The sequence below is a fragment of the Evansella sp. AB-P1 genome (genome assembly GCF_029688925.1).
In the GTDB taxonomy this organism is placed as follows: domain Bacteria; phylum Bacillota; class Bacilli; order Bacillales; family Salisediminibacteriaceae; genus Evansella.
On sequence record NZ_JARUKY010000001.1, the window covers coordinates 191,839 to 209,450 of the forward strand.

The following is a 17,612-nucleotide window of genomic DNA, read 5'->3' on the forward strand; positions in this document are numbered from 1 at the left end:
TCGACAAGAAAGTAAAGTAAAAAAACTATACGAAAGGATAATAGTTATTTCTTTCATTCATCTGTAAAATTTTTTTTATGAAAGCTTTAATAATTCTAATGTAAAAATGAAAGGAACGAATAAAAATGAAAAAAACAGTAGTATTTTTTGCTTCCACTTTTACTTGTCTTTTTCTCCTTACAGGTTGTTTTAATTTTAGTGGAATTACTATACCGTTAGGGGACGGTAATTCTATTAAAATCGGTGGAGATGATGGTGTCTTTAGCATTGCTGTAGATGGGGAGGACGGGTACTTTGAATTTTCTGGAAGTGAGGATGGTATCTCTTTTTCTTCTGATGAAGGAAGCTTAAAAACTTATAATGAAATACCAGATCACTTTCCAAGTGGTATTCCTGTACCTAATCGAGATGATGTTAGTGCTGTAGGAAGCTTTGTAACAGAATTTTCTAATAATGAAGGGGAAGGGTTTATGCTTTCGTTTAAAGTAGATAGTGATGAAGCGGATCAATTGTTGGCACAATATAGAGACTATATAACGAGTAATGGATACGAAATTTTTGAAGATGAACATGAACTAGGCAATATTGTTTTAAGAGGACAAAGAGGAAATGAACAGATGAATGTTGCTGTAATGGGAGAGGATGAAGAAAAAGTGTTCACGGTTCAATTAGTAGAACAAAAAGAACCGACTGATTCAGATGAAAACGAAAATGAGTAATTAATCCTATTTATTACGAAGGAGAATTTTTTCATTTAGCAATAACTAAAAACATTTATACCTTTTTACCGCTAAATAGTTATAAACTAACTTTTTTGGCGGTTTTTTAATTCGACAAAAATCCCTATTTATTCTGTACTAACGTAGTTCTATAGATTTAGTCTCGGTAATGTTACTGCAACATAAAATTAAAAATAAAAAATATTCAGTTAATTTTAAGTAATTTTAACCTTTGACGTATATAGTTTATAAGTGCTAAAGGAACTTGATAAAAAGGAGGTAATGAGAAATGGAAAATGTCCGGGGTTCGGAACATTTACTGCCATTCAAGCATGATAATTTACAACTATTAAAAACAAAGTCAACCATGCCATTATTATGTTCAGATCTATTATCTCGAGACCGACTTACTAAAAAAGTTAATGAAGCTATGAATCAAAGATTAACAAAGTTAATTTTATTAAGTGCTCCTGCAAGTTATGGAAAGTCTACTGTATTAGCTGATTGGGCTTCAACATACAGTCTACCAGTTTGTTGGTTAACATTAGATGATGAAGATAATGATGAACCCCAGTTTTGGAGTTACTTCATTCAGTCCATTCCAAAACTTAACTCTAATGTTAGAAAAAAAATATTAAATATGCTACTACATTCGAATGTACCAAACTACAAAAAAATAATTATGACAATAATCAATGAATTAAATGCACAAGAAGATATAGTAACGATTATTTTAGATAACTACCATCATATAAAAAATCAGTCGATCGATAAGCATATGAGTTATTTTCTTATGTATCTTCCAACAAATGTTCGGATCATTATTTCTACAAGAACAATTCCGAAGCTACCGTTATCCTTAATGAGAGCCAAAGGAGAATTAGTAGAAATTAAAACGAAGGATTTACGTTTCAGTTTGACTGAAGAATATGAGTTTTTCAAAAAAGCATTGGATGTTTCTTTATCAAAAGAGCAAATTACTAATTTAGATAATAAGATAGAGGGCTGGATCTGTGCTTTGAAGTTAGTTTCTCAGTCAATAAAGAATGTAATTGACAATAAGCAGATTGTAAAGGAAGTAAAAACGAATCAGAAGCATATTAAAGACTATTTTGCAGATGAAATAATACTTAAGCAGACGGAACAATTACAGATGTTTTTATTAAAAACTTCCATTTTTAGGACCTTTCATTCAACTTTGTGTGATTACGTTATTGGGAGTGATAATTCACAGAGTACATTAGAAGAGATTGAGGACTTAAATTTATTTATTGTACCGTTAGATGAGGAGAGAAATTTGTATAGGTATCATTATTTGTTTAAAGAAAGTTTATACGAATGCTTAAAAAAAGACTATCCGGACTTATTAGTCAATCTTCACAAAAAAGCCAGAAGCTGGTATGAGAAAAATGATGACCTTAGAGAAGCTATTTACCATTCAATAAAAGGAAAAGAATATGAAAATGCAGGGAAGTTAATAGAAAAATATACGCTAAGATTTTCCCACTTAAAGGATGTAGCGGAAGTTAGTGAATGGATAAAAGAAATACCTACGGAAGTAATTAAAAGGTTTCCTATAATATGGATTTATCAAATTAAATTGATGATTTATAACGGTGATTTTGATAAAGCTTGTGCAGCATTTGGTGAGCTTAAAAGCGCTATGAAGACATTTTCTGAGGACCATAACACAGAAAGCTTTAAATATGAATTTTTAATTATTGAAGCCATACTTTCTTTTATTCGTGGAGATAAAAATGTAGTGCGTTTTTATAGCGAAGCTTGTGATTTCCTTAAGAATACTGGTCTTAAAGGTTATTCCTTTGTAACGTATAAAAACAACCAAGCATCCCTACTGCAAAGTGAATTAGGTAAAAAGGGGAATTTGAATAGAGCTATGGATTACTACCATGATTTTATCTCAAGAATGGAATCATCGAGAGTAAATTTAGCTCCAATATGCCATGTGAATGCCATGTTAAGTGAAATATTTTATGAAAGAAATAACTTAAATGAGGCCATGGAATATGTGACTAGAGTGAATAAAAGTGGAACTTCTAGATCTGATTTTGGATTATTAGCTCCAGTCCAGATTATAAATTCGAAAGTTAAATTAGCTGAAGGGGATTACTATTCTGCCTTGGAAGTTATAAAGAAAGTTGAAACGAAAGCGTTAGAATTAAACTATTACGATTGGCTACGAATCATAAGAGCTCAAAAAACTAGGATTTACATGAAAAGTAATGAAAAAGAACAAATAAACGAATGGTTAGATCAATGTGATTTATCAGTAAACGGAGAAATCAAAATTGATAAAGCATTTGAATTTATCACCTATGTTCGTGCTTTGATGTGGAAAAAGGACTTTGATAAAGGATTATTGCTACTGCAGCGATTGTTACCTACCGTGGAACAAGAGGGAGGAGTAGGAACTTTAATCGAAGTATACAATTTAAAAGCACTATGCTTGCATAATAAGAAGGAGCAAAAGAAAGGCAATGAACTTCTATTAAAAAGTGTTATGTTGGGAGCTAATAATGGTTACTATCGTCTTTACTTAGATGAGGGAGAACCTATGAAAAAGCTTCTAAAACAATTTAATAAAAATAGTGAGAGTCAAATGCACAAGGATGTAGGATCAAATAAGTATGTAAAGAAACTTCTCGATGGTTTTCCTACAGAACAGAAAGAACGATCGGAGTTAGGAAATAGAAATAGAAAAACAAAAAATAAAGATTCTCAACTGACGAAACGAGAGTTAGAAGTATTGAAGCAATTATGTGACGGTTATTCAAATCAAGAGATTGCAGAAAGGTTGTTCATAAGTGTTATTACTGTGAAGGTTCATCTCAAGCATATTTATCAAAAATTAGGAGTGAAAAACCGTACAAATGCAATTCTAACTGCAAATGAACAAAATTTGTTTCATTAGGTCTCGTCTTTATATTATATGATTATTTATTATTCTATATAAAAAAGCAATCGGCCATGGTGCTGATTGCTTTAAATTCTCGCTAATGAAAGGATACTCCTTAATTGAGCATCCTTTCATGTAGCAAGAAGCATAGTAGGACGTTTCTTATATTTCTTCACTTTTACCTTTATTTAATTGTTGTTCAACGATATCGCCAACAAACATAAGCTTATATCGTTCTCCTTGGTAAGCTTTGTACATCAAGAAGATCCATAAAACCATGTATAGAGGAACAGATAGAAGAACTATGATCCACCCTAAAAATGGTATGATGCTTAAGATCATCGCACAGACGGTAAGTCCTCCCAATGCAATAACAGATTGGAGGGCATGGAAACGAATAAAGTCGTTTTCCTTTTCCATTACGAATAGAATAATGCCAGAGAGAGCTCCTAATAAATATGCTACAACACCGCCGATATTTGGTTCTAAACCAGTTGAAGATGCACTTTTTTCATTTACAGTTTTTTCCGTTTCTTCTGTTGAATTTTTGTTTTCTGTTTCTGGACTCATATTATACCTCCTGCACATTTTGTGGTTTCATCGTAGCAAATCTTATTAAATAAACATATTATCCTAAAGTATAATTATTTGTACTTTTTTAAGGCCTACCCTGAAAATAAGTATTGATTCAGGAGTGGAAGGCGGAGACTCCAGTGACGAGCTTATGCTTCACGAATAAACTTAAATTCACACTTGCATGTGAGGTCTTCCCTGAAAATAGTAGGAGGTGAATTCATTGCTAGGTCGATCCTTTGTTAAGGTAACGTTATTATTAGTATTTTTCCTTACATTTTTTTCTGAAATTACGTATTCCTTTTCTAAAGAATCTATCAATCTAATGGATTCTACCGAAAGTATAAATTTGAATGATTACATAGAAATTTTAGAGGATGAAAGGAAGGCGTGGACTATTGAGGATGTAAGCTCTGAAGAATTTGATAATCAGTTTCACCCTTACTATAAAGGTATCCCTAACTTTGGTTATTCTTCTTCTGCTTATTGGGTTCGCTTTCAAGTAAACAATACATCTATGTTTAATGACTGGCTTTTAGAAATCGATAACTCCACAATGGATTATATTTCTTTATATTTTTCAACTAATTCGATGGATTATAAAGAGGGAAGCTATACTGGAGACCTGCTCCCTTTTGAAGAAAGGGATGTTGAGCATAGGAACTTTATATTCCGCTTAGAAATACCAAAAGAGGAATCGATGGAAATTTATTTGCGTTTTGAATCGGAAGGGGCAATGCAACTTCCTTTAACACTATGGCATCCAGACGAATTTATTAAAAAAGCTCAAATTGAGTATTCATTATTAGGAATATTTTTTGGATTTACAATCATCATGGTTATCTATAATTTGTTTTTATATTTTTCCCTTCGAAGTCGAAGCTATTTGTATTATGTCTTATTCATTGTATCTAATATTTTTATCCATTTAGCATTTACAGGTGCGGCTTATCAATACATTTGGCCAGAATATAGCTGGTGGAATAATCGTTCCATTGTATTTTTCATGGCTATGTCTAGTATTATTGGCTTATTATTTGCGAAGAGCTTTTTAGATACAAAAAAGTATGTGAAAAAACTAGATGATGCAATGAGTTATTTAGCAATTGGAAATTTCTTTATTATTATTCTTTTATTTATAAATTATCCAATTGCACTAACCTTAGTTGTTGTAGGGACAGGTGTAGCTGCAGCAACCATAATACTTGCAGCGTTGTTGTGCTATGGGCAAGGCTATCGTCCATCACGTTATTTTTTGTTAGCATGGCATGTGTCTATTATTGGTACAGTTATTTCTTTATTAGCAGATTCAGGAATCATTCCTCTTAATTTTGGTACGAAGTATGCATGGCAACTCACTTTTTCTATTGAATTTATCCTCCTTTCGTTTGCATTAGCAGATAAAATAAATACGATGAGAAAGGAAAAGGAGGTTGCAGAAAAAGACGCTGTCGAAAGTCATAAGTTAGCTTTAGAAAGTTTAAAAAGAACAGATAAATTAAAGGATGAGTTTTTAGCTTCTACTTCTCATGAATTACGAACCCCATTAAACGGTATTATTGGAATTGCAGAATCCATGTATGATGGTGCAGTAGGTCCGCTAAACAAACCATCTAAGCATCATTTGTCTATGATTATTAAGAGTGGACAAAGATTATCTCATCTCATTGATGACCTCTTAGACTTTTCTAAGTTAAAGAATAATAGTTTAGAAATAAATGCTAAAAAAGTACATTTAAAAGATATTACTGAAGTTGTTTTATCAATTTGCCAGTCCTTAGTTAAGAACAAATCTATTGTCCTTATTAATAAAGTAGACAGTAAATTACCACCTATATATGCAGATGGAAACCGAATTCAACAAATTTTATATAATCTAGTTGGTAACGGAATTAAATATACGGAAAGTGGTCATGTATGTGTCGATGCAACACTAGAGGGAAATATGGTGTGTGTCCTTGTGTCTGATACTGGAATTGGTATTTCTGAGGAATTTATAGATGAGATATTCTTACCATTTCATCAAGGGAATAACCAAATTATTGAGGAGTATAGTGGCACAGGCATTGGATTGAGTATAACGAAACGTTTAGTTGAATTACATAATGGGAAAATTTCCTGTCATTCTAAAATAGAGCAAGGCTCTGTATTTCAGTTTACTCTCCCAATTTATCAAGAAGAGATATATGGAGATGGAGATGAAGTTGCAGCTACAGCACCTCCCTCAATATTTAACAGTGAAGCGGACGATATAAACGATGACTCTCCCATTTTACTACCTCAATCGAAGAAGGGAAGTAAAATATTAATAGCAGATGATGAACCAATAAATCTCCAAATTTTAGTAGATCAATTATCATTACATGACTATGAAGTGGACACTGTTTTTGACGGAGTTGAAGCAGTAGATCGTGTTAATAAACAAGATGGCTATGACTTATTAATTTTAGATGTTATGATGCCGAAAATGTCTGGTTATGAAGTGTGTCGTACTCTGAGAAAGCATTACTCATTAACGAAACTACCTATTCTGATGTTAACAGCTAAAAATCAAATGGAAGACCGAGTTACTGCTTTTGAAATGGGTGCTAATGATTATTTAACAAAGCCGGCTAATAAAAATGAGTTACTTTCAAGAGTTCAAACATTAGTTAATATGAAAAAAGCAATGAGTGAGGTAGAGGAACATGCTGTTGAACTTGATCGAATAAATCAAGAATTATTTAATGTAAATGAAAACTTAGAGGAAAAAGTAAAATTAAGAACGAAGGAGCTCCAGCGAACGAATCGTGAATTAGAGAAAGCGAATGAAGGGTTAATGAAGATGGAAGAATCAAGAAAGCATTTATTATCAAATATTTCACATGAATTAGGAACACCTATAACGTATTTACAATCCTATATCCAATCTGTTCAGGCTGGAATAATTGAGGCGAATAATAGTAGATACTTAGAATCTGTACAAAATAAAATTAAAATGCTTGATAGACTAATTCAAGATTTATTTGATTTAGCGAAATTTGAGTCAGGAAAAAATAGATTGAATATAGAACGTAGAGACTTGAAGGAGTGGTTAAATCAAGTATATGGCAAATTCGAATTAGATGTTCAAAAAAGTAATCTAAATTTTAAAAAACAAATTATATATGAACTAGAAGAACGGCAAAACATATCCATATTTATTGATACGGATAGAATTGATCAAGTTTTTAGTAATCTAATCTATAATGCAATAAAGCATACGGGACCTGGTGGAGAGATTTCAATCATTGCTCACGTAAATGTGGAAAACTTAAGTAAATTTCAGAATGATGACTTTGACGGAGAAGTAGTAATTGAAATAGCTGATAATGGTTCAGGTATAAAAGAAGAAGATATTCCATATTTATTTAATCGCTTTTACAAAGGAACGAGTAAAACCTCTAATGGAGGAACAGGACTTGGATTAGCTATAACGAAAGAAATAATTTTATATCATAAAGGGAAAATCTGGGTTGAAAGCGAAGAGAGTATAGGAAGCAGTTTTTATTTTTCTCTACCAATTGAATTGAGTCAAAATGATTAATATAAGTTAGATACTCATACAAGGAGGGAGATTAAATGACGAAGGAAAAAATTTTAATTGTAGAAGATGATGGAGATATTCGTGAATTAACTTCGCTGTATTTAAATAATAAAGGTTATGAGGTTCTAACTTCAGGTGATGGTTATGATGCTTTAAATAAATTGAATAATGAAAACCCACAACTCGTTATATTGGATATATTGTTACCTGGCATGCAGGGTTACGAAATATGTGAAAAAATACGGTTAAATTCCGATGTTCCAATTTTATTCCTTAGCTGTAAACGTGATTCTGCAGATAAGGTGAAAGGATTAGAGGTTGGAGCAGATGATTATATAACAAAGCCATTTGATTTGGCAGAGCTTGAAGCTCGCGTGAAGGCCAATTTAAGGAGAAATAAATTACAAAGTTTCTCTAGTAATAATAATCGAATAGCTGTATTTGGCCATCTAGAAATTGACTTTAATAGTTATGATGTTTATGTAGAAGGAAAGAAAATAGCATTATTTAAAAAAGAGCTGAAATTGTTATTATTGTTAGTGGAAAATCCAAACCAAGTGTTTAGTGCAGAACAGTTGTATGACCAAATATGGGGAATAGATAGTTTAGGAGATTTAAAAACAGTAATGGTTCATGTTAGTAATTTAAGAAGGAAAATAGAGAAGGATCCTACTAAACCGAAGCTTATTCAGACAGTTAGAGGGTTTGGTTACAAATTTAGTCCTCCTGGTGGAACAGACAATTAATAAGAGTATTTTATTTCAGATTGATGAAAAAAGTATACTGAAGACCATAATAGACTGTATATTTTAAAAATTTCATGATTTATTTTAACCATTTTTAACCTTTTTGGTGTATTTTATTTTTATTGTCATATTAGGTGAAAAAGAAAGAGGTGGTAGTGCAAAAGAATTCATAAAGTAATAGTATTATTTTTGGCCTATTATGTAATGAATACGTTTTATCTTGAGTACATTAAAGGCTCCTTCTAGATAAGGGCAAATCTATTGAAAAATAGAGGCGCAAAACCTTGGGTCTAAGGGTGATTAATTTCATTAATATTAATTTCTACGACTGCCAGGCTACCTAGCAAGGTAACTATGAAGGGAGACTTATTGGGGAATGGAAAAAGTAAAGGCTAAAAAGGCAGGATTAGACAGGGAATGGGTTTTGTTACTAGAAGAAGCAAGGAAGATTGGCTTAACACCAAGTGAAGTACGGGAATTTTTATTAAAAGGAAGTAATAAAAAACCATGAAATAAAATTGTGTAATTATAATTAGGTATTACTTACCAATATGAAAGTTCTTCCTAGATTAGTAGGAAGAACTTATTTATGTGTAATTTATTTAGATGTAAAATTAATGAATGTTTTTTTAAATGGATAGTTTTATGGTTTTATATTATAGAGGAAAGTCTTATTCCTTTTATTTAATTCTTGGCAAGTTGATCTAATCTCTTTAATAGCTCTTTAACTTTGTGTTTCACTTCACTATTATAATTAGCTTGTGACTTTGAATTCGTTAACTCCATTTCGATAGTCGCAGAAATGTATTCGTAACTAAAATCTTTAAAAGTTAAAGTGATTTGCTGTAAATTTTGTTTAGAGTTTATTAACTTGTTAATATTATCTCTGTTTTTCTCATTCATCCTTACAACATTATTATGAACGGTATTCATATCATCTACAATTTTATTAAATAAATCTCTTGCTTCAGACCGATCCTCTAATTCCTCATAAACGAGTTCATTTGTTTCCATTAATATCTTACTCGTTTCATTTGTTTCCATTAATAAATTTTTAATCTTATTAGAAATTATAGTTACGTGTTTATAAGTATGATCTGTTAAAAGACCAATTTCTAAAACTGAATCATTACTCTCTGAAGTTTCTCTTGTTTGAGATATATCCATGGCAGTTTTAATTAGTAAAAGCTTCGTTTGTTCGACAATGTAAGAAATATCATCTACTGTATGCTCCATCTCAGAAGAACGCTTTTTAAGATGCTTAACAATTTCATCCATCTGCTTAATAGCAGTAAGGAGTTTCATATAAATTCCTCCTATACTTCATTCTTCAACAAGGTTAATTATTATATATTACGACTATGTACTTTTTTAAAAATAGAAGTGAAAAGGACAAATTACTCCAAAATATACTATTATTTACCTGAAGTTTACCATTTGAAGAGCATTAGTGTAAAATGAAAAATTAAAAATATGTCAAATAAATGTGTGAAAGGGTATGTAACTATGTAATTTAAGTAGATGTATTTTAGACGAGTTACATAAATTTGATAGAGAGCCTAATATTTGTTTTAATTATTGCAATGGGGTGATAGCAATTTCAACGGGAAAAAATGTGAAGAACAATCGTGGTTTTATTATGTCAATTACATACTTTATTATTTCCATTGTCTTTATTTCTATTGTTTATTTTTTTGATATTTATCCATATAGCTTTTCTTATGAAATGATGGAGGACCAGATTGTCGTCCAGGAAGGGGTTTTAACTCCTACCAATTATGTTTTTGATAGAAGTGAAGTAGATGAACTTTCTGTTTACATCGTTGCTAGCGAGATAGATCAATTACGAAATACAGCATTAACAGTTGCTTTAAGTTTATCTTTTTGTATATTTTTTCTCATTCTTTTAGTGAAAAAAGAAATGACCTTGTATCCAAAGTCCAAAATTGAAATTCTACAAATGATAAATATTTTAGGTGCTGTAATACTGTTTGTTTCTTATACTCGTTTATATCTTCAACATGTAGAAACGATACGTCAAACAATTGAGAGGTTATTTTAAAGCAGCATTTTGTTAAAACTATATGCTTGTTTTCTCATTGACTATCCTTATAAGGAATATCAATATTTTGAACTATGTAATGGAAACGTTTAAAATGGAAGTTGTATTACTTACTTTTGTATAGTGACTAAACGGTTTTTATTATAAAAGGGAGGAAAAGCATATGACAATGGAGCATATTTTTGAAAAAGGGAAAGAAGGCAACGAGTGGACTCTTTTACTTTTACATGGAACAGGTGGAGATGAGAATGATTTGATGCCATTGGCGGGCATGATAGATCCTGATGCATCTGTCCTAAGCGTGAGAGGAAATGTGAATGAGAATGGAATGAACCGTTTTTTTAGAAGACTAGCTGAGGGGGTTTTTGATGAGGAGGACCTCATCTTTCGTACAAAGGAATTAAAGGATTTTTTAGATGATGCTGCTAGAAAATATGGTTTTGATCGAAGTAAAGTTGTAGCAGTTGGTTATTCTAACGGTGCTAATATTGCTGGTAGCATTCTATATCATTATGAGAATGCTTTAAATGGTGCGGCACTGTTACATCCCATGGTCCCTCTTAGAGGAATTAATTTACCATCATTAAAGGGGATACCTGTTTTTATCGGTGCAGGAAAAAATGATCCTATTTGTTCAGCTCAAGAAGCGGTAGATTTAGAAAAGGATTTAAGTGGAGTTGGTGCATCTGTTGAGGTTTTTTGGACGAATATGGGGCATCAATTAACGAGAGAAGAGGTTGAACAAGCATCTGTTTGGTTTAAGAAAAAGGTGAAGGGAGAGGATTCTTAATGAAATCAATTGATCCTAAGTCACTTAGTAAGCGAGAGAATTATGGCTTATTAGCTGGGGCAATTTTACCCCGCCCTATCGCTTTTGTGACTTCTATAAATAAAGATGGAGTTCTAAATGGTGCTCCCTTTAGTTTTTTTAATGTTGTTTCTTCAGAACCACCGTTGATTTCTATTTCAATTGGTAGGAAAGGGACGGAGAAAAAGGATACAGCTAGAAATATTTTAGAGCAAGGGGAATTTGTTGTTCATATTACGGATGAGCTGAATGTGAAGGCAGTGAACGATACGGCTATGAATCTTCCTCCGAATGAGAGTGAAATTGAAAAGGTTGGGCTTACACCAGTAAAGAGTGACCTAGTGAAGGTACCGGGTTTAAAGGAAGCTCCTGTTAGATTCGAATGTAAGCTTGAGAAGCACTTAACGTTTGAAGAAGGAGAGACAGCAACGGATTTTATCGTAGGAAGAGTAGTACAATATCATGTTGCTGAAAATGTGTACAACGATGGGAAAATTGACGTATCGGAAATGAAGCCAATCGGACGATTATCAGGGAAAGATTACATGAAGCTTGGGGAAATTTTCTCGTTAGAACGACCGGAATAAAATAATTTATCCTAAACTTTCACGGAAATGTCAGAGACATGGTTATGGAATATTTTGTGAACTTGTCACAAAATTGTACTAGACCATGTCTCTGAACTTTTTAAACTTGTATTTCTTTTAATTCAAGCTGTAAGCGTATGTCATTTCCACTTTTGAAACCACTTTAATTGTTCCTGGTTGAATAGGTGTGGAAGATACTTCACTTTGGGAAAGAACCGTTTCGTGAAAAGGGATGATTGGGTGGTGATCAACCCATTCCACAATTTTTTTAGGTGGATAGTGAAGGTGGAGGTTTTGAGAACTAGCTATGACCCTAGCTTTTTCTAGACCGTTGTTTGTAGCTGCAGTTATTGCTTGTCTATATAGCTCATCTCTAGAATGAGAAGTCAATGAAAAAGCGAGATTTCTCACTGTATTAGCTCCTGCCTTTACTGCTGTGTCTACGATCATACCAACTTGATTTGTTGAATTTGTTGTTATGGTTAAGAGGTGTGATATGCGAAATCCTCTAAATTCTTGTTTCCCATCTATATAATCATAATTAATATCAATGCGGTAATCAGAGGTTTGTATATCATTAGGTGGTATACCAAGATCAGAAAGTGCTTGTTTAATGTGAGATATTCGTTCACTATTTAATTGCTGTCCCCTTTGAAGGGATTGCTCTTCAAGGGTAACACCTAAGATAATTGTAGCTTGATTGGGCTGGACCGTAATGACTCCTTCTCCAAAAACCTTTACCTCTCCTAGTTCATTATCAAATTGATGTTTACTTACGTTTGTAGAATAGGATGATTCATTAATTGTGGGGCTTGAAATGTTACCTACTGTTGAACCATACATAGGAAGGAACCTCCTCTTCATCACAGTGTTAGTTTCTCCACTATATTCCGATTACTTATCCACCGTTCCAACATGTTCACAAAATATTACGAGACCTGGTTCGTGAACATTTTGTGATAAAGTCACAAAATTGTTCGGAACCAGGTCTCTGACAATTTTTAGAATACTTTTGTTGTCCAGCTTTCTCCATTCCATATGTCTGTTACGACATCGTTATAGAATTCAGGTTCATGACTAATTAGTAGGATGCTTCCAGTATATTCTTTTAATGCTCGTTTTAATTCTTCCTTCGCATCTACATCTAAATGGTTTGTAGGTTCATCTAGGACAAGGACATTTGTTTCGTTATTCATTAACTTACACAAACGTACCTTTGCTTTTTCCCCACCACTGAGGACGGAAACCTTACTCTCAATGTGCTTTGTCATGAGACCGCACTTTGCTAAAGCTGATCGAACCTCTGCTTGATTTAAGCTTGGGAATTCACTCCAGACTTCTTCAATACATGTATTTTGGTTATCTACTTTTATTTCTTGTTCAAAATAACCAATCTCCAAAAATTCTCCACGTTCTACTTTACCGCTTAAAGGAGTAATTTCTCCAATTAAACTTCGTAGTAAGGTCGTTTTACCAATACCATTTGCACCAACCAAAGCGATTTTTTGTCCACGTTCCATACGTAGATTTAAAGGCTGTGATAAGGCTTCATCGTAACCAATAACAAGATCTTTCGCTTCAAATATGGTTTTACTAGGTGTTCGTGCCTTCTTAAAGTGAAATTCTGGCTTTGGTTTTTCCTTTGCCAATTCAATGACATCCATTTTATCTAATTTCTTTTGGCGAGACATTGCCATGTTACGTGTAGCCACACGAGCTTTATTTCTAGCCACAAAATCCTTAAGCTCTGAAATTTCCTGTTGTTGTTTTTTATAAGCTGACTCAAGCTGCTGTTTTTTCACCTCATAAACATGCATAAAGTGATCGTAATCTCCAACATAGCGATTTAACTCTTGATTTTCCATATGATAAATTAAATTAATTACACTATTTAAAAAAGGAATATCGTGGGAGATTAAAATAAATGCGTTTTCATACTCCTGCAAATAACGCTTTAACCATTCTATATGTTGTTCATCTAAATAGTTTGTAGGTTCGTCTAATAGTAAAATATCTGGTTTTTCAAGTAATAGCTTTGCTAATAATATTTTTGTTCGTTGACCACCACTTAAGTCATTTACATCCCGTTCTAATCCAATCTCATCTAGCCCTAGTCCCCGAGCAACTTCTTCCACTTTAGCATCAATGGTGTAAAAATCATTATTCGTGAGCATGTCCTGGATAGTTCCTACCTCTTCCAGTAGCTTCTCCATTTCTTCAGGCCCAACCTCACCCATCTTTTCATACATTCCATTCATGTTTGATTCTAAATCAAATAAATATTGAAAGGCGCCCTTCAATACGTCACGAATGGTTTGTCCTTTTTCTAAAACTGTATGCTGATCAAGAAAACCGATACGAACATTTTTAGCCCATTCAATTTTCCCGGCATCTGGTTCTAGCTGACGAGTTACAATATTCATAAAGGTAGATTTCCCTTCGCCATTTGCACCAATTAATCCAATGTGTTCTCCTTTTAAAAGACGAAAGGAAACATCATTAAAAATTGCTCTATCACCAAAGCCATGACTTAAATTTTTTACTGTTAAAATACTCATTTCTATATACACACACCTTTACCACGTAAATTTATCTTAAAAAAAGATTGATTGACTAACATTTGTTCATCCTTTGATAGCTTTGTTCCTAACACAATTTTGCATCATGTAACTAAAGTGAGATAAAATCAGTGTATTAAATAACCTCTGCTCGTCACAGGAGTTGCTGCCTTTTATTCCTTAAACATTATTGATACTATATTTACTGGCCTTTATTTTAAGTAATTGCTATTACAGGGTATTCTGAAAATAAAAAGACAATAAAAAAGGAGTTAGTTATAAATGAACAATACATGGTCTATCATACCTAGTTTAAAGCCATTTTTACAAGAGGCTTGGGATAAATCAAAATTTACCAAGCCTACGACGATTCAATATGAGACTGTTCCTAAAATACTAGAAGGGATGGATCTCATTGGAGAGTCTCCTACAGGGACAGGGAAAACCTTAGCATATCTACTTCCCATACTTCAGAAAATAGATCCACAGAAAAAAGATGCTCAAGCTATTATTTTAGCATCTTCTCGTGAATTAGTAATGCAGATTTTGGAGGAAATTCGAATATGGTCTGAAGGTAGTGGAATAGACCGCATATCCCTTATTGGTGGAGCTAACGTAAAGCGACAGTTAGATAAATTAAAGAAAAAGCCTCAGATTATAGTTGGAACTCCAGGACGAATTGTTGAATTAATTCAGTCTAAAAAGCTTAAGGTTCACGAAGTAAAAACACTAGTGTTTGATGAAGGAGATCAGCTTTTTTCTTCAGAGCATATTAAAGAGGTAGACCTAATTATAAAGTCAACTTTAAAAGACCGACAGATTGTTGTTTTTTCTGCAACTTTAAGTAAAGGGGTTGAAAGTAAGGCATATGAAAGAATGAATAGCCCAGAAGTAATTCGAATAAACGAGGATGTTTTACGGGGAGAAAACTTAGAGCACGCGTACATTGTTTGTGAAGAAAGAGATAAGATTTCAACATTAAAGAAATTGATGAATTTAGAAAACTTTCAAGGATTAGCTTTTTCGAATAATACGGACCAAATTGAAACATTTTCTGCAAAGCTTTCGTATCAAGGGAAATCATTGGCTGTTCTTCATGGTGACACGACAAAACAGGAAAGAGAAAATGCTATCAAAGGTTTTCGACAAGGGAATTATCCCCTTTTATTGGCCACCGATGTGGCATCACGGGGATTAGACATTAAAGGTTTAACACATGTTATTCAGCTTGATGTCCCTAAAGATATGGAGCAGTATACCCATCGAGCTGGAAGAACGGGACGGGCAGGAAAGAAAGGAACTGTCATTTCTATCGTCACAAGTCGTGAAGCATCAATACTATTAAAATTAAGCAAAAAGCTTAATATAAATCTTCAAGAGAAAAATTTCTACAAAGGAAATTTAAACTATACCACTAGTAAATGAATAAACAAGCCTCCCTTTTAAATAAATGTTCATAATACGAATAAAGGTTTTATGATAAAACCAAAATAAAATGAACATTATTCTTTAGGGGGGCTTGTAATGTTTTATAAACTAAACAAAAAAAGCTTTCCTTTTCTATTTATTTTGCTAGTCCATATTTTCTTATTACTATTCACCATATATAAGCGTGGCTTCAAGAATACAGTACGACTATTAATTAGTAGTATTGGAATGGCTTATATTTTTGAATATTTTGTATTAAATCTATTTAGGTCATATGTTTATTCTCCAAAAATTTTCAAGGATACTCACCTAGATAATGTCTTTGGTGCTATCTTATCGCAGGCTGTATATGTCCCCATATCAGCAATATTCATAACTATATTTAGATTAGGTTTTGTTTGGAAAGGGTTATTTACTACTTATTTAGTCATTGTAGAAAGGGTTTTTCTCCATTTGAAAATTCACAATAATTTATGGTGGAAAACGTTTTATACAGGTTTTTTAATCCCGGTGTATTTTTATATCGTTGACTTTTGGTATAAAAAATTACGAATAGGGTCTCGTCCATTCACAACGATCTCCATTTATTTGGCATTTGTTGTAATCCATATCAATACTTTATACTTTTATGTTGTTAAAAAGTTTGTTCGTTTTGGCTTTAAGAAAGTTGATTTAAGAGAGCATTTTATCGTTACACCACTTTATACACTAATATTATCAGTTCTCTATACAATTAACTCCTTTAGGAAGTCATTTATGACTAATTTTTATTTTCTTATTCTCCTAGTGACAATTGATATGCTATTAATAAACTTTAAAGTCCTTAAGGTAAAAAATTGGTTATGGACATTTTTCCCATTACACGCTTTCCTCATTGTATTCGGAAAAGGAATTAACCAATTTTATCAGGATGATAGTAGAAAGAAAACTATATGAGGATGTTCATAAAGTCCGGGAAAAACATCTGTCGAATCTCTGCGTTGGCTTGCTTTTCCGTTCCTCACGTATTAAACGCATACGCTGCGGTACTCAAAGCTACGCCGCCTTGATCTTTCGACGCACAGGACGTGCTAGTGTCGGCGTTGCAACAGGACGTTGTGACTTTAGCCGACTCGGCTATTTTTATCCTCCTTTTGAACACGCACTATAGGTGAAAAAATCCCGTAACGATTACTTTTTATTAGCTAAATTGTCTCTATCTGCTGCCATTGGTGGCTGTTCCATCCAGCCATTTTTTATAAGGAGTTTGGCACCATCTAAAGCGTAAGAAGAAACCTCTGCCAAAATTTTAGAGTAGTGTACGGCTAAATCCTTTCTATTACTTTTAGCCATTGCCATTCCATATGTGCCAATTCCAGAAGTTATTAGTAAGTTTGTATGAAACAACATAAGTCTGTCTGAAAAAGGTGGCTCCGTACTGTCAGTAACTTCACCATCATATGTTTTGACGGTAGAAATGTCTCCTTCCAATAATATGGAATTGAATACATCTACATATTTATGTGCCATTTCTTTTCCTCTTAAAATGAATTGTTGAACTTTTTTGTCTTGTGCTACTTGACCGAATGCCATATTTGTAGCTTTTCCAAGAGCATTTGCTTCTGCAATTGAAAAAAGCTTTAGAAATTCTAAAGCTTTTTCTATAAATT

15 protein-coding genes and 1 riboswitch are annotated in these 17,612 nt (G+C 32.9%); of the genes, 10 read left to right on the forward strand and 5 right to left on the reverse strand.

What is annotated here, in order from left to right; all coding sequences use genetic code 11:
* The first annotated feature begins 125 nt into the window (after nt 1–125).
* On the forward strand, nt 126–719 hold the full coding sequence (locus tag QA612_RS00890; RefSeq protein ID WP_278281846.1) for a hypothetical protein: 594 nt from the start codon (nt 126–128) through the stop codon (nt 717–719).
* 289 nt (nt 720–1,008) lie between these two features.
* Entirely contained in the window at nt 1,009–3,651 is a 2,643-nt protein-coding gene (locus QA612_RS00895; RefSeq protein ID WP_278281847.1) for a winged helix-turn-helix domain-containing protein, read from the forward strand.
* A gap of 147 nt (nt 3,652–3,798) precedes the next feature.
* Here the strand turns inward: QA612_RS00895 and QA612_RS00900 are convergent, their stop codons facing one another.
* Nucleotides 3,799–4,206 (reverse strand): DUF4870 domain-containing protein, encoded by a 408-nt coding sequence (locus QA612_RS00900; protein ID WP_278281848.1) that lies wholly within the window; start codon nt 4,204–4,206, stop codon nt 3,799–3,801.
* Between the two features lie 226 nt (nt 4,207–4,432).
* On the opposite strand from QA612_RS00900, the gene QA612_RS00905 reads away from it, so the two are divergent.
* The 3 genes from QA612_RS00905 to QA612_RS00915 all read left to right on the forward strand — a co-directional run bounded on the left by QA612_RS00905 (nt 4,433) and on the right by QA612_RS00915 (nt 9,031).
* On the forward strand, nt 4,433–7,774 hold the full coding sequence (locus QA612_RS00905; protein ID WP_278281849.1) for an ATP-binding protein: 3,342 nt from the start codon (nt 4,433–4,435) through the stop codon (nt 7,772–7,774).
* Nucleotides 7,775–7,809: 35 nt separating this feature from the next.
* Nucleotides 7,810–8,520: a response regulator transcription factor gene (locus QA612_RS00910; protein WP_278281850.1), complete on the forward strand. Its 711-nt coding sequence runs from the start codon at nt 7,810–7,812 to the stop codon at nt 8,518–8,520.
* Between the two features lie 241 nt (nt 8,521–8,761).
* Nucleotides 8,762–8,864, forward strand: a riboswitch (cyclic di-GMP riboswitch).
* 32 nt (nt 8,865–8,896) lie between these two features.
* The gene (locus tag QA612_RS00915; RefSeq protein WP_278281851.1) at nt 8,897–9,031 is read left to right on the forward strand and encodes an anti-repressor SinI family protein; all 135 of its coding nucleotides are present in this window, start codon (nt 8,897–8,899) and stop codon (nt 9,029–9,031) included.
* A 173-nt stretch (nt 9,032–9,204) separates the two neighbouring features.
* Here the strand turns inward: QA612_RS00915 and QA612_RS00920 are convergent, their stop codons facing one another.
* Nucleotides 9,205–9,825, reverse strand: a complete 621-nt coding sequence (locus tag QA612_RS00920) for a methyl-accepting chemotaxis domain-containing protein (protein ID WP_278281852.1) — start codon at nt 9,823–9,825, stop codon at nt 9,205–9,207.
* A 310-nt stretch (nt 9,826–10,135) separates the two neighbouring features.
* Between QA612_RS00920 and QA612_RS00925 the strand changes: the two genes are divergently transcribed.
* The 3 genes from QA612_RS00925 to QA612_RS00935 all read left to right on the forward strand — a co-directional run bounded on the left by QA612_RS00925 (nt 10,136) and on the right by QA612_RS00935 (nt 11,977).
* A complete protein-coding gene (locus QA612_RS00925) occupies nt 10,136–10,582 on the forward strand; it encodes a hypothetical protein (protein ID WP_278281853.1) in 447 nt (148 codons plus the stop codon).
* Nucleotides 10,583–10,751: 169 nt separating this feature from the next.
* Nucleotides 10,752–11,372 carry an alpha/beta hydrolase gene (locus QA612_RS00930; RefSeq protein WP_278282106.1) on the forward strand — a complete coding sequence of 207 codons (621 nt, stop codon included), beginning with the start codon at nt 10,752–10,754 and terminating at the stop codon, nt 11,370–11,372.
* On the forward strand, nt 11,372–11,977 hold the full coding sequence (locus QA612_RS00935) for a flavin reductase family protein (protein WP_278281854.1): 606 nt from the start codon (nt 11,372–11,374) through the stop codon (nt 11,975–11,977). Before QA612_RS00930 ends, QA612_RS00935 begins: the two co-directional genes overlap by 1 nt.
* Before the next feature lie 117 nt (nt 11,978–12,094).
* Here the strand turns inward: QA612_RS00935 and QA612_RS00940 are convergent, their stop codons facing one another.
* Together QA612_RS00940 and QA612_RS00945 are read right to left on the reverse strand one after the other, a co-directional pair.
* On the reverse strand, nt 12,095–12,820 hold the full coding sequence (locus QA612_RS00940; protein ID WP_278281855.1) for an SIMPL domain-containing protein: 726 nt from the start codon (nt 12,818–12,820) through the stop codon (nt 12,095–12,097).
* 158 nt (nt 12,821–12,978) lie between these two features.
* On the reverse strand, nt 12,979–14,535 hold the full coding sequence (locus QA612_RS00945; protein WP_278281856.1) for an ABC-F family ATP-binding cassette domain-containing protein: 1,557 nt from the start codon (nt 14,533–14,535) through the stop codon (nt 12,979–12,981).
* A gap of 282 nt (nt 14,536–14,817) precedes the next feature.
* Between QA612_RS00945 and QA612_RS00950 the strand changes: the two genes are divergently transcribed.
* Both QA612_RS00950 and QA612_RS00955 read left to right on the forward strand, forming a co-directional pair.
* Complete coding sequence (locus QA612_RS00950; protein ID WP_278281857.1) at nt 14,818–15,960, forward strand: DEAD/DEAH box helicase; 1,143 nt, start codon at nt 14,818–14,820, stop codon at nt 15,958–15,960.
* A 99-nt stretch (nt 15,961–16,059) separates the two neighbouring features.
* Entirely contained in the window at nt 16,060–16,899 is an 840-nt protein-coding gene (locus QA612_RS00955) for a hypothetical protein (RefSeq protein ID WP_278281858.1), read from the forward strand.
* A gap of 234 nt (nt 16,900–17,133) precedes the next feature.
* Here QA612_RS00955 and QA612_RS00960 read toward each other — a convergent pair whose 3' ends face one another.
* Nucleotides 17,134–17,607: a DUF3231 family protein gene (locus QA612_RS00960; protein ID WP_278282107.1), complete on the reverse strand. Its 474-nt coding sequence runs from the start codon at nt 17,605–17,607 to the stop codon at nt 17,134–17,136.
* Nucleotides 17,608–17,612: the final 5 nt, after the last annotated feature.

Coding starts and splice junctions, on each gene's coding strand:
- QA612_RS00890 (WP_278281846.1), top strand. CDS start 126: ATGAAAAAAACAGTAGTATTTTTTGCTTCCACTTTTACTTGTCTTTTT.
- QA612_RS00895 (WP_278281847.1), top strand. CDS start 1,009: ATGGAAAATGTCCGGGGTTCGGAACATTTACTGCCATTCAAGCATGAT.
- QA612_RS00900 (WP_278281848.1), bottom strand. CDS start 4,206: ATGAGTCCAGAAACAGAAAACAAAAATTCAACAGAAGAAACGGAAAAA.
- QA612_RS00910 (WP_278281850.1), top strand. CDS start 7,810: ATGACGAAGGAAAAAATTTTAATTGTAGAAGATGATGGAGATATTCGT.
- QA612_RS00915 (WP_278281851.1), top strand. CDS start 8,897: ATGGAAAAAGTAAAGGCTAAAAAGGCAGGATTAGACAGGGAATGGGTT.
- QA612_RS00920 (WP_278281852.1), bottom strand. CDS start 9,825: ATGAAACTCCTTACTGCTATTAAGCAGATGGATGAAATTGTTAAGCAT.
- QA612_RS00930 (WP_278282106.1), top strand. CDS start 10,752: ATGGAGCATATTTTTGAAAAAGGGAAAGAAGGCAACGAGTGGACTCTT.
- QA612_RS00935 (WP_278281854.1), top strand. CDS start 11,372: ATGAAATCAATTGATCCTAAGTCACTTAGTAAGCGAGAGAATTATGGC.
- QA612_RS00940 (WP_278281855.1), bottom strand. CDS start 12,820: ATGTATGGTTCAACAGTAGGTAACATTTCAAGCCCCACAATTAATGAA.
- QA612_RS00945 (WP_278281856.1), bottom strand. CDS start 14,535: ATGAGTATTTTAACAGTAAAAAATTTAAGTCATGGCTTTGGTGATAGA.
- QA612_RS00950 (WP_278281857.1), top strand. CDS start 14,818: ATGAACAATACATGGTCTATCATACCTAGTTTAAAGCCATTTTTACAA.
- QA612_RS00955 (WP_278281858.1), top strand. CDS start 16,060: ATGTTTTATAAACTAAACAAAAAAAGCTTTCCTTTTCTATTTATTTTG.